This window comes from Pseudomonas sp. BE134 (assembly GCF_031456105.1).
Classification (GTDB): Bacteria; Pseudomonadota; Gammaproteobacteria; order Pseudomonadales; family Pseudomonadaceae; genus Aquipseudomonas.
Map to the genome: position 1 here is coordinate 54,060 of NZ_JAVDUA010000015.1, position 11,562 is coordinate 65,621.

Below are 11,562 nucleotides of genomic sequence, written 5' to 3' on the forward strand. Positions count from 1 at the left end.
GAGATCAGTTGATGATTTACGAAGGTAAAGCCATCACGGTTAAGGCTCTTGAAAGTGACATCGTCGAATTGAAATTCGACCTCAAGGGTGAGTCCGTCAACAAGTTCAACCGTCTAACCCTGAACGAACTGCGTCAGGCTGTAGACACCATCAAGGCAGATGCTTCGATCAAGGGCGTGATCGTCAGCAGTGGCAAGGACGTGTTCATCGTCGGCGCCGACATCACCGAATTTGTCGAGAACTTCAAGCTGCCTGATGCCGAGCTCGTTGCTGGCAATCTGGAAGCCAACAAGATTTTCAGCGATTTCGAAGATCTCAACGTCCCGACTGTCGCGGCAATCAACGGCATCGCCCTGGGTGGCGGTCTGGAAATGTGCCTGGCGGCGGACTACCGCGTCATGTCCACCAACGCCAAGATTGGTCTGCCTGAAGTCAAACTGGGCATCTACCCGGGCTTCGGCGGTACCGTGCGTCTGCCGCGCCTCATCGGTGCCGACAACGCCATCGAGTGGATTGCCGCCGGCAAGGAAAACCGTCCTGAAGACGCGCTGAAAGTCGGTGCGGTCGATGCAGTGGTTGCTCCTGAAAAGCTGCAGGAAGCCGCTCTGGAACTGATCAAGCGCGCCATTTCCGGCGAGTTTGATTACAAAGCCAAGCGTCAACCGAAGCTGGAAAAGCTGAAGCTGAACGCCATTGAACAGATGATGGCTTTCGAAACCGCCAAAGGTTTCGTGGCCGGTCAGGCTGGCCCGAACTACCCAGCACCGGTTGAAGCGATCAAGACCATCCAGAAAGCCGCGAACTTCGGTCGTGACAAAGCGCTGGAAGTCGAAGCCGCCGGTTTCGTGAAGCTGGCCAAGACCTCTGCCGCGCAGAGCTTGATCGGTCTGTTCCTGAACGATCAGGAACTGAAGAAAAAGGCCAAGGCCTACGACGAAATCGCTAAAGACGTGAAGCAGGCTGCCGTGTTGGGCGCTGGCATCATGGGTGGCGGTATCGCTTATCAGTCGGCTTCCAAAGGTACGCCGATCCTGATGAAGGACATCAACGAGCACGGTATCGAGCAAGGCCTGGCTGAAGCCGCCAAGCTGCTGGTCGGTCGCGTTGATAAAGGCCGCATGACCGCCGCGAAAATGGCTGAAGTGCTAAACGGCATTCGTCCGACCCTGTCCTACGGTGATTTCGGTCACGTGGATCTGGTGGTTGAAGCCGTCGTCGAAAACCCTAAGGTCAAGCAAGCTGTTCTGGCCGAAGTGGAAGACAAGGTCAAAGAGGACACCATCCTCGCGTCCAACACCTCGACCATTTCCATCACCTTGCTGGCCAAAGCCCTCAAGCGTCCGGAAAACTTCGTCGGCATGCACTTCTTCAACCCGGTGCACATGATGCCGCTGGTTGAAGTGATTCGTGGCGAGAAGTCCAGCGAAGTGGCCGTTGCCACCACCGTTGCCTACGCCAAGAAAATGGGCAAGAACCCGATCGTCGTCAATGACTGCCCGGGCTTCCTGGTCAACCGCGTACTCTTCCCGTACTTCGGCGGTTTCGCCAAGCTGGTCAGCGCCGGTGTGGACTTCGTCCGTATCGACAAGATCATGGAAAAATTCGGCTGGCCGATGGGCCCGGCATACCTGATGGACGTGGTCGGCATCGACACCGGTCACCACGGTCGTGACGTCATGGCTGAAGGCTTCCCGGACCGCATGAAAGACGACCGCCGTTCCGCTGTCGACGTGCTCTACGAAGCCAAGCGCCTGGGCCAGAAGAATGGCAAGGGCTTCTACGCTTACGAGACCGACAAGCGCGGCAAGCAGAAGAAAGTCGCCGACCCTTCGGTACTGGAAGTGCTCAAGCCGATCGTTTACGAGCAGCGCGAAGTCTCCGACGAAGACATCATCAACTGGATGATGATCCCGTTGTGCCTGGAAACCGTGCGTTGCCTGGAAGACGGCATTGTTGAAACCGCTGCCGAAGCCGACATGGGTCTGGTCTACGGTATTGGTTTCCCTCCATTCCGTGGCGGTGCACTGCGCTACATCGATTCGATCGGTGTTGCCGAGTTCGTTGCCCTGGCTGACCAGTACGCTGATTTGGGCGCGCTGTACCACCCGACCGCGAAGCTGCGTGAAATGGCCAAAAACGGCCAGAGCTTCTTCGGTTAAGCGCCCCCAACTAGAGTGAGAGTGAACTTATGAGCTTGAATCCTAGAGACGTCGTGATTGTCGACTTCGGTCGTACTCCGATGGGCCGCTCCAAGGGCGGCATGCACCGCAACACCCGCGCCGAAGACATGTCGGCGCACCTGATCAGCAAATTGCTGGAACGCAACGTCAAGGTCGACCCGAACGAAGTCGAAGACGTGATCTGGGGCTGTGTAAACCAGACCCTGGAGCAGGGCTGGAACATCGCTCGCATGGCGTCCCTGATGACTCAGATCCCGCACACGGCAGCCGGTCAGACCGTCAGCCGTCTGTGTGGCTCGTCGATGAGCGCACTGCACACTGCTGCGCAAGCGATCATGACCGGCAACGGTGACGTGTTCGTCGTCGGCGGCGTCGAGCACATGGGCCACGTGAGCATGATGCACGGTGTCGATCCGAACCCGCACATGTCCCTGTACGCGGCGAAAGCCTCGGGCATGATGGGCCTGACCGCTGAAATGCTGGGCAAAATGCACGGCATCACTCGCGAACAACAAGACGCTTTCGGCGTGCGCTCCCACCAGCTCGCTCATAAAGCGACGCTGGAGGGCAAGTTCAAAGACGAAATCATCCCGATGCAGGGCTACGACGAGAACGGTTTCCTGAAACTGTTCGACTACGACGAGACCATTCGTCCGGAAACCACCCTGGAAAGCCTGGCGGCTCTTAAGCCAGCGTTTAACCCGAAGGGCGGCACCGTGACAGCCGGTACCTCGTCGCAGATCACCGACGGTGCTTCGTGCATGATCGTGATGTCGGCGCAGCGTGCACAGGATCTGGGTATCCAGCCTATGGCCGTGATTCGTTCGATGGCAGTGGCAGGTGTGGATCCGGCAATCATGGGCTATGGTCCAGTACCGGCTACACAAAAAGCACTGAAGCGCGCGGGTCTTGGTATTAACGATATCGACTTCTTTGAGCTCAACGAAGCTTTCGCTGCACAGGCCCTGCCAGTGCTGAAAGATCTGAAAGTGCTCGACAAGATGAACGAGAAGGTTAACCTGCACGGCGGCGCAATCGCCCTGGGTCACCCGTTCGGTTGCTCCGGTGCCCGTATCTCCGGCACGCTGTTGAACGTGATGAAGCAAAATGGCGGCACCTTCGGGGTGGCTACCATGTGCATTGGTCTCGGCCAAGGCATCTCCACCGTCTTCGAACGCGTTTAAGCGTTCCGTTGACGGAAGCCGGGGCCAAGTGCCCCGGTTTTTGTTTTTCTGAATTTATTTTTGTTTTTATTTTGAAAAGATTTGAGTGAGGGCCAAACCATGCCGATACAACCTGGGCTCTATGAACATTACAAAGGTCCGCAGTACCGCGTATTCGCTGTTGCGCAGCATTCGGAAACCGAAGAGGAAGTGGTCTTCTATCAAGCCCTGTATGGCGATTACGGCTTTTGGGTGCGTCCCTTGAGCATGTTCCTGGAGTCGGTCGAGGTTGACGGCGAACAGGTGCCACGCTTTGCTTTGGTACAAGCCGAACCGAGCGTTTTTCCGAAGCCGTAAGGGGAGTGCGCGCAGAACCCTGCGCTTGACCTCACCTTGTAGCCACTATATATAGCGGTGCCGCGTCAGGCGCCAACCGCCTTTCACTTCTAGAATTCAGGAATTTTCTGATCCATGGGCAAATCGCTGGTCATTGTGGAATCCCCGGCTAAGGCCAAGACCATCAACAAGTATCTGGGTAACCAATACGTGGTGAAGTCGAGTATCGGCCATATCCGAGACCTGCCCACCAGCGGTTCGGCTAGCGCCAGCAAAGAGCCAGCCGCCAAGCGCGGAAAGGCCGCTGCGGGTGAAGGTCCGGTGCTCACGCCGAAAGAGAAAGCGCGCAAGCAGCTGGTCTCGCGCATGGGTGTCGATCCCGATCATGGCTGGAAAGCCAAGTACGAGATCCTCCCGGGCAAGGAAAAAGTCATCGAAGAGCTGCGTCGGCTCGCCAAAGATGCTGACACCATCTATCTCGCAACCGACTTGGACCGCGAGGGGGAAGCCATTGCCTGGCACCTGCGCGAAGCCATCGGTGGTGACGACAGCCGCTACAAGCGCGTGGTGTTCAACGAAATCACCAAGAAGGCGATTCAGGAAGCTTTCTCCAAGCCGGGCGAGCTGGATATCGACCGTGTAAACGCTCAGCAGGCGCGCCGTTTCCTCGACCGCGTTGTGGGTTACATGGTTTCGCCGCTGCTGTGGGCCAAGATCGCCCGAGGCCTGTCCGCCGGTCGCGTGCAGTCGGTGGCGGTAAAGCTGGTCGTTGAGCGCGAGCGTGAAATCCGCGCGTTCAACCCGGAAGAATACTGGGAAGTCCACGCTGACCTCGGCACTGCCAAGGGCGCGACTGTGCGCTTTGATGTGGCTCGCGAGAACGGCGAAGCCTTCAAGCCGCTCAACGAAACCCAGGCCATGGCCGCGCTGGAAAAGCTCAAGGCTTCCAGCTACAGCATCGTCAAGCGTGAAGACAAGCCGACCAGCAGCAAGCCCTCGGCCCCGTTCATCACGTCCACGTTGCAACAGGCCGCGAGCAACCGCTTGGGCTTCGGCGTGAAGAAAACCATGATGATGGCCCAGCGTCTGTACGAAGCCGGCTACATCACGTACATGCGTACTGACTCCACCAACCTCTCGGCCGATGCCGTGACGATGGCGCGCACTTATATTGAGGGCGAGTTCGGCAAGAAGTACCTGCCGGAGACCCCGAACGTCTACAGCAGCAAGGAAGGCGCACAAGAGGCTCACGAAGCGATTCGTCCTTCCGATGCCAACACCGAGCCAAGCAAGTTGTCGGGCATGGAGCGTGATGCAGAGCGGCTCTACGAGCTGATCTGGCGCCAGTTCCTCGCTTGCCAGATGCTGCCGGCGCAATACCTGTCGACCACGGTCACCGTCGGTGCTGGTGATTTTGAGCTGCGTGCCAAGGGCCGCATCCTCAAGTTCGACGGTTACACCCGTGTGATGCCGCAAATTGCCAAGCCGGGCGATGATGATGTGCTGCCGGACATGGCCCAGGGCGATGCGATGAAGCTGATCAAGCTTGATCCGACCCAGCACTTCACCAAGCCGCCTGCACGCTACTCCGAAGCGAGCCTGGTTAAAGAAATGGAAAAACGCGGCATCGGTCGTCCTTCGACCTATGCGGCGATCATTTCGACCATCCAGGACCGTGGCTACGTGGCGCTGCACAACCGTCGTTTCTATTCGGAAAAGATGGGCGACATCGTCACTGAGCGTCTGTCCGAGAGTTTCTCCAATCTCATGGACTACGGCTTCACCGCCGGCATGGAAGAGAATCTCGATGACGTGGCTCAGGGCGAGCGCGACTGGAAAAACGTGCTGGACGAGTTCTATGGTGACTTCAAGAAGAAGCTGGAAGTCGCCGAAAGTGCAGAAAACGGCATGCGCGCCAATCAGCCGGTGATGACCGACATTCCGTGCCTGACCTGTGGCCGTCCGATGCAGATTCGTACGGCCTCGACGGGCGTGTTCCTCGGCTGCTCGGGCTACAGCCTGCCGCCGAAAGAGCGCTGCAAGGCAACCGTCAATCTGGTGCCGGGTGATGAAATCGCCGCGGACGACGAAGGTGAATCGGAGTCGCTGGTTCTGCGTGGCAAGCATCGCTGCCCAATCTGCAGCACCGCGATGGACGCTTACCTGCTCGACGAGAAGCGCAAGCTGCACATCTGCGGTAACAACCCGGATTGCTCTGGCTACGAAATCGAAGAGGGCACCTATCGCATCAAAGGCTATGAAGGCCCGAGCCTGGAGTGTGACAAGTGCGGCAGCGAGATGCAGCTCAAGACGGGCCGTTTCGGCAAGTTCTTCGGTTGCACCAACGCGACGTGCAAGAACACCCGCAAGCTGCTGAAGAGCGGTGACGCGGCGCCGCCGAAGATGGATCCGGTGAAGATGCCCGAGCTTAAGTGCGAAAAGGTCAACGACACTTACATCCTGCGCGACGGTGCTTCCGGTCTGTTTCTGGCGGCCAGCCAATTTCCGAAAAACCGCGAGACCCGTGCTCCGCTGGTCATGGAAATTGTGCCGCACAAGGATGAGATCGATCCGAAGTATCACTTCCTCTGCGAAGCGCCAAAGAAAGATCCCGACGGTCTGCCTTCGGTGATCCGTTATAGCCGCAAGACCAAAGAGCAGTATGTGCAGACAGAAGTCGACGGTAAGCCGACTGGCTGGAAGGCTTACTACGACGGCGGCAAGTGGAAGGTTGAAGACAAGCGTCCAGCAGCCAAGGCTTAAAGCGCTGTACAAAAAAGGCCGCATGACAACCTTCGGGTTTTCATGCGGCCTTTTTGTTTTATGCTTGCGGGAGGCGGATGTGATCCACGACACTGTCTGACCTGTGTGAAGCAATTATTTCGTTGTGGAGGCTGCCGTCATGGCCCACGAACTCTATACCCGTACCAATCAGAAGATTTATTTCGCCGGCCTGTCGCTGGAAGCGCTCGCCAGAGCCGAAGAGGGGCGGGCGATGAACTCTCTGGCTCTGATCCAGGCGGGACGTGAGTCGGCGTTGTTTCACCTTTACGGTGCCCTGTTGGGGCTGTGTCATGAAATCGCCGGGTTCTATCGCTTGCCTCAGGCCAATGCGCCTCGGGCTGAGTTGTTGCTGACTCGTGAGGTGCTCGAAACCATCGCCATTCCTGAAATGGCCGAGATGGTCGAGCTTGCGCAAAATCCGGAAACCTGGCTAGCCAAGCTGTTGGCGGCCCATGCGGATCTGTTTCAACCTCCCCGCGTTCCGCACAAACCTAAAGGCGACGTGACTCAGCCGCTGATCCTGGCCGTTAACCTCGATGAAGAAGAGGCGCCTAAAGAGTTAAGCCGGGAAGAGCTGGAAAGCTGGCGCCAGAACCTCAAGGGGTTGGCGATCCGGTTTCGCGAAGGGTTGAACGAGTGCTGAAAGATTAATCGACAGGACGGATGCCCAGACAGGGTGTCCCCTCAGGGATGAGCGCGAAAAGATATTTACTTGCCATGACATCTGGTCAAGTTGCCGAGCGAAGCCTGTCCGATGCCTATATAATCCCCGCCTTTCGTGGAGAACAAACCTTTATGCCAACGTCCTTTCTAGAAATTGTCGAGTTACCAGACGGCCGTATCGAGCTGCGCAGAGCCGAGGACGAGGGTTCTCTGGTTACTTTGGATTTCTCCGAGGATGCCAAAGCGTTCCTGCAAGGTCAGTATGTGGAAGTCGCCAAGGCGATGTTGAGCGTCGGCGTTCAGATGGCAGGCCGACTGGTCGAAGGCGAATTTGATAAAGATCAGGGATCTCGCGTCCTCCACTGATCCCGCCTGTCGGATTACGGTAATCGCCTCATTTCGGCTTCTCTATCCTTGGAGAAGCCCCGCGCAGTTCAATGCGCGCATGGTTTTTCAGTTAGCCCAATCGAATATTCAAGCTCTGTGCGTCCCCGGTTCGGGCGGCGCTGATCAACTGTTGCCGTGAAGTCGTGTTCAATGGGGTGAGCCAGCTGACCACAGTGTGGCTACGGCCCAGGCGCAAGGCTTCGCAAGTCAGCTGTTGTGCGCTCTGAGTGCCGCGAGGTTGCAGCAGCAAAATACGTTCGCGGTTAAGGCCGGCGTCCCGGAGCCAGGTTTGGGTCAGGCTCGCGGGTGGGGCTATCAGTGTCAACCAGCGTGCGTCCTGGTCCTGACTCAGTTCCCTGAGAATCGGTGCGAGAAGGTTCAAGCAGTTCCCGGTTGCACCACGTAGCGACAGCTCACTGAAGACTTCGGGCTCGGCGCTCCAGGGCGACTCGACCACGTCTTTCAGAATCGGCGCCAGTGGTTGCGCCATGAACGCCTCGAACAGCGGCAGTTGGGCTTGCTGTGATGTGTGTGGGGACTGCATAAAGCCTCCTTTAGCGGCGAATCACGCCGACGCTCAAGCCTTCAATCACCAGTTCCTGATCTTTCAGGTTCACTTCGATAGGGGCAAATTCAGGGTTTTCGGCAATCAACCAGACCTTGCTGCCATCACGCTTGAAGCGCTTGACCGTTACTTCATCGCCGATTCGTGCGACCACGATCTGGCCGTTACGGGCTTCACGTGTGGTGTGTACGGCCAGCAGGTCTCCGTCGAAAATACCGACGTCCTTCATGCTCATGCCATGCACGCGCAGTAAATAGTCGGCGCGCGGATGGAAGAATGCAGGGTTGATGTTGCAGGACTCTTCGATGTGCTGTTGGGCCAGAATGGGGGCGCCGGCAGCCACTCGGCCAATGATCGGCAGGGTAGACTCGTCGGCCTTGGCTTCGAAGCCTGGAATGCGAATGCCGCGGGAAGCGCCCGGGGTCATCTCGATGGCGCCTTTGCGGGCCAGCGCCTTCAGGTGTTCTTCCGCCGCGTTGGGCGACTTGAAACCCAGTTCCTGAGCGATTTCCGCACGGGTCGGCGGGTAGCCGTTGTCTTCGAGGCAGCGTTTGATGAAGGCCAGAATCTCTGCTTGGCGTGGCGTCAGCTTTAGCATTTTGATCGCTCTGTCTTTTTATACAGTGACTGGGATTATATACAGTGAAAGCATCTTGGCAATGCCCCTTTTTTTGCAGGCCGCCGGACGGTCGATCTGACCACTGCTTGAAGCTTTGTCGTTGTGTGGTTAAATAGCTGACCGACCATTCCCGAAATGAACGGCCAAGCTTGACAATACACAGGCTGAAACGTATGTTTCAAACAAGTGTTTGTCAGGCGGAGTAGCCATGGCCCAGTCGGAAACCGTTGAACGCATTCTCGATGCTGCCGAGCAGCTGTTCGCGGAAAAAGGTTTCGCAGAAACCTCATTGCGTTTGATCACCAGCAAGGCCGGTGTGAATCTGGCGGCGGTGAACTATCACTTCGGCTCCAAGAAAGCGTTGATTCAAGCCGTCTTTTCGCGCTTCCTCGGGCCGTTCTGCATCAGCCTCGATAAAGAGCTGGAGCGGCGTCAGGCCAAGCCTGAAAACAAGCCGACCCTTGAAGAGCTGCTGGAAATCCTCGTCGAGCAAGCCCTTGTCGTGCAGCCGCGCAGCGGCAACGACCTTTCCATCTTCATGCGTCTGCTGGGGCTGGCATTCAGTCAGAGCCAGGGCCACTTGCGTCGTTATCTGGAAGACATGTACGGCAAGGTGTTCCGCCGCTATATGATGCTGGTCAACGAAGCCGCGCCGCGTATTCCGCCGATCGAGTTGTTCTGGCGCGTGCACTTCATGCTGGGTGCTGCGGCGTTCAGCATGTCGGGGATCAAGGCCCTGCGCGCGATTGCCGAGACCGATTTCGGCGTCAATACCTCCATTGAGCAGGTAATGCGCTTGATGGTGCCGTTCCTCGCCGCGGGTATGCGTGCTGAAACCGGCGTGACCGACACAAACATGGCCGCCGCGCAACTGCGTCCACGTAGCAAGACCGCTTCGGCTGTCGCCAAGGTTTAACCGCGCACGGGTGGGCGCGGCAGCTGACATCCGCTAAGCTAGCCGCCCATGCCGACTCTCGTTCTGAACCTGTCCCCCATTTGTATTGCCGACCTGCCGGGCATCGCCCAAGGCGGTGCATGCGTGCGGACCGGGTTTCTCGTTCTCAAGGAATCTCTATGACTGCTGGCCTGCAAGGCTCGTTGATGGTGGACGTCGCCGGTACCTGGCTGACGGCCGAAGATCGCCAATTGTTGCGCCAGCCCGAAGTGGGCGGCTTGATCATTTTTGCTCGCAACATCGAACACCCGCGCCAGGTGCGCGAGTTGAGCGCCTCGATTCGCGCTATTCGTCCCGATCTGTTGCTGGCGGTGGACCAGGAAGGTGGCCGCGTTCAGCGTTTGCGCAAAGGCTTCGTGCGACTGCCCGCCATGCGTGCCATCGCCGACAATCCGAATGCCGAATACCTGGCTGAACAATGCGGCTGGATCATGGCCACCGAAGTGCTGGCCGTCGGTCTGGACCTCAGTTTCGCCCCGGTGCTGGATCTGGATTACCAACGCAGTGCTGTTGTCGGTACCCGTTCGTTCGAGGGTGACCCGGAGCGCGCAGCGCTGCTGGCCGGTGCATTCATCCGTGGCATGAACAGTGCCGGCATGGCCGCCACCGGCAAGCATTTCCCCGGCCATGGCTGGGCTGAGGCGGACTCCCACGTCGCCATCCCGAATGACGAGCGCAGCCTCGACGAGATCCGTGCCAACGACCTGGTGCCGTTCGCCAAATTGAGCAAGCAACTGGCTGCCGTCATGCCGGCCCACGTTATCTACCCGCAAGTCGACACCCAGCCTGCCGGCTTTTCCCGCCGCTGGTTGCAGGACATCCTGCGCGGCGAGTTGCAATTCGACGGCGTGATCTTCAGCGACGACCTGTCCATGGCCGGTGCTCATGTGGTCGGCGATGCCGCCAGCCGTATCGAAGCCGCGCTGACCGCCGGCTGCGACATGGGCCTGGTGTGTAACGACCGCGCCGCTGCCGAACTGGCGCTAAGCGCAGCCCAGCGCCTGAAGGTCAAACCGTCCGAGCGTATTGCGCGGATGCGCGGCCAGGCATATGCCAATATTGAATACCGTCAGAACCCACGCTGGCTGGCCGCTGTCGGCGCGCTCAAAGAAGCTCAACTGATCGAATAAGGACTTTGCGCCATGACGGTTTACGCGATTATCGGAGGCACCGGCCTGACTCAACTCGAAGGCTTGAGCATTCGTCAATCGCTGGCCGTGGACACGCCTTACGGCGCCCCTTCAGCTGATGTGCAGATCGGTGAATTCGCCGGCAAGGACGTGCTGTTTCTTGCGCGTCACGGTCATCCACACCGTTTTCCTCCACATCAGGTGAACTACCGCGCCAACCTCTGGGCATTGAAGCAGGCGGGTGCCGAAGCGATCCTCGCGGTCAACGCCGTGGGCGGAATTCATGCGGCGATGGGCACCGGGCATTTCTGCGTGCCACATCAGCTGATCGATTACACCTTCGGTCGTGAGCACACCTATTTCGCCGATGACCTGGAACACGTCACCCACATCGACTTCAGCTACCCCTACAGCGAGCCGCTGCGTCAGCAGCTGATCGCGGCACTGGCGGCCCAAGGCTTGGATTACAGCGACTTTGGCGTGTACGCCTGCACACAGGGTCCCCGTCTGGAAACCGTCGCTGAAATCGCGCGTCTAGAGCGTGACGGTTGCGACATCGTGGGCATGACCGGCATGCCGGAAGCGGCACTGGCGCGTGAACTGGAACTGGATTATGCGTGCCTGGCACTGGTGGTGAACCCGGCGGCGGGCAAGTCGACGGCGGTGATTACCATGGCCGAAATCGAGCAGGCGCTGCAGGACGGGATGGGGAAGGTTAAAGCGACGTTGGCGCGGGTGCTAAAAGGCCAGGTTGTACACGACCATCATTGATTCATTTTA

The 11,562-nt window shown here is 58.3% G+C and carries 11 protein-coding genes; 9 read left to right on the plus strand and 2 right to left on the minus strand.

What is annotated here, in order from left to right:
- The first annotated feature begins 11 nt into the window (after positions 1-11).
- The 6 genes from fadB to J2Y56_RS14270 all read left to right on the plus strand — a co-directional run bounded on the left by fadB (position 12) and on the right by J2Y56_RS14270 (position 7,492).
- Positions 12-2,159 carry a fatty acid oxidation complex subunit alpha FadB gene (fadB, locus tag J2Y56_RS14245; protein WP_310350806.1) on the plus strand — a complete coding sequence of 716 codons (2,148 nt, stop codon included), beginning with the start codon at positions 12-14 and terminating at the stop codon, positions 2,157-2,159.
- 29 nt (positions 2,160-2,188) lie between these two features.
- Positions 2,189-3,364, plus strand: a complete 1,176-nt coding sequence (gene fadA, locus J2Y56_RS14250; RefSeq protein ID WP_007944141.1) for an acetyl-CoA C-acyltransferase FadA — start codon at positions 2,189-2,191, stop codon at positions 3,362-3,364.
- Positions 3,365-3,463: 99 nt separating this feature from the next.
- Positions 3,464-3,700 (plus strand): DUF1653 domain-containing protein, encoded by a 237-nt coding sequence (locus tag J2Y56_RS14255; RefSeq protein WP_007944142.1) that lies wholly within the window; start codon positions 3,464-3,466, stop codon positions 3,698-3,700.
- A gap of 114 nt (positions 3,701-3,814) precedes the next feature.
- A complete protein-coding gene (gene topA, locus J2Y56_RS14260; protein ID WP_007944143.1) occupies positions 3,815-6,442 on the plus strand; it encodes a type I DNA topoisomerase in 2,628 nt (875 codons plus the stop codon).
- Positions 6,443-6,581: 139 nt separating this feature from the next.
- Positions 6,582-7,106, plus strand: a complete 525-nt coding sequence (locus J2Y56_RS14265) for a DUF6586 family protein (RefSeq protein ID WP_007944144.1) — start codon at positions 6,582-6,584, stop codon at positions 7,104-7,106.
- Positions 7,107-7,258: 152 nt separating this feature from the next.
- Entirely contained in the window at positions 7,259-7,492 is a 234-nt protein-coding gene (locus tag J2Y56_RS14270; protein WP_007944145.1) for a hypothetical protein, read from the plus strand.
- Positions 7,493-7,583: 91 nt separating this feature from the next.
- Here the strand turns inward: J2Y56_RS14270 and sulA are convergent, their stop codons facing one another.
- Complete coding sequence (gene sulA, locus J2Y56_RS14275; RefSeq protein WP_007944146.1) at positions 7,584-8,057, minus strand: SOS-induced cell division inhibitor SulA; 474 nt, start codon at positions 8,055-8,057, stop codon at positions 7,584-7,586.
- Between the two features lie 10 nt (positions 8,058-8,067).
- On the minus strand, positions 8,068-8,676 hold the full coding sequence (lexA, locus tag J2Y56_RS14280) for a transcriptional repressor LexA (RefSeq protein ID WP_007944149.1): 609 nt from the start codon (positions 8,674-8,676) through the stop codon (positions 8,068-8,070).
- Positions 8,677-8,905: 229 nt separating this feature from the next.
- On the opposite strand from lexA, the gene J2Y56_RS14285 reads away from it, so the two are divergent.
- From J2Y56_RS14285 to J2Y56_RS14295, 3 genes are all read left to right on the plus strand, one after another.
- Positions 8,906-9,613 carry a TetR/AcrR family transcriptional regulator gene (locus tag J2Y56_RS14285; protein ID WP_007944150.1) on the plus strand — a complete coding sequence of 236 codons (708 nt, stop codon included), beginning with the start codon at positions 8,906-8,908 and terminating at the stop codon, positions 9,611-9,613.
- A gap of 158 nt (positions 9,614-9,771) precedes the next feature.
- Entirely contained in the window at positions 9,772-10,782 is a 1,011-nt protein-coding gene (gene nagZ / locus J2Y56_RS14290) for a beta-N-acetylhexosaminidase (protein ID WP_007944152.1), read from the plus strand.
- A gap of 12 nt (positions 10,783-10,794) precedes the next feature.
- Positions 10,795-11,553: an S-methyl-5'-thioinosine phosphorylase gene (locus tag J2Y56_RS14295; RefSeq protein ID WP_310350811.1), complete on the plus strand. Its 759-nt coding sequence runs from the start codon at positions 10,795-10,797 to the stop codon at positions 11,551-11,553.
- Positions 11,554-11,562: the final 9 nt, after the last annotated feature.

Coding starts and splice junctions, on each gene's coding strand:
- fadB (WP_310350806.1), top strand. CDS start 12: ATGATTTACGAAGGTAAAGCCATCACGGTTAAGGCTCTTGAAAGTGAC.
- fadA (WP_007944141.1), top strand. CDS start 2,189: ATGAGCTTGAATCCTAGAGACGTCGTGATTGTCGACTTCGGTCGTACT.
- J2Y56_RS14255 (WP_007944142.1), top strand. CDS start 3,464: ATGCCGATACAACCTGGGCTCTATGAACATTACAAAGGTCCGCAGTAC.
- topA (WP_007944143.1), top strand. CDS start 3,815: ATGGGCAAATCGCTGGTCATTGTGGAATCCCCGGCTAAGGCCAAGACC.
- J2Y56_RS14265 (WP_007944144.1), top strand. CDS start 6,582: ATGGCCCACGAACTCTATACCCGTACCAATCAGAAGATTTATTTCGCC.
- J2Y56_RS14270 (WP_007944145.1), top strand. CDS start 7,259: ATGCCAACGTCCTTTCTAGAAATTGTCGAGTTACCAGACGGCCGTATC.
- sulA (WP_007944146.1), bottom strand. CDS start 8,057: ATGCAGTCCCCACACACATCACAGCAAGCCCAACTGCCGCTGTTCGAG.
- lexA (WP_007944149.1), bottom strand. CDS start 8,676: ATGCTAAAGCTGACGCCACGCCAAGCAGAGATTCTGGCCTTCATCAAA.
- J2Y56_RS14285 (WP_007944150.1), top strand. CDS start 8,906: ATGGCCCAGTCGGAAACCGTTGAACGCATTCTCGATGCTGCCGAGCAG.
- nagZ (WP_007944152.1), top strand. CDS start 9,772: ATGACTGCTGGCCTGCAAGGCTCGTTGATGGTGGACGTCGCCGGTACC.
- J2Y56_RS14295 (WP_310350811.1), top strand. CDS start 10,795: ATGACGGTTTACGCGATTATCGGAGGCACCGGCCTGACTCAACTCGAA.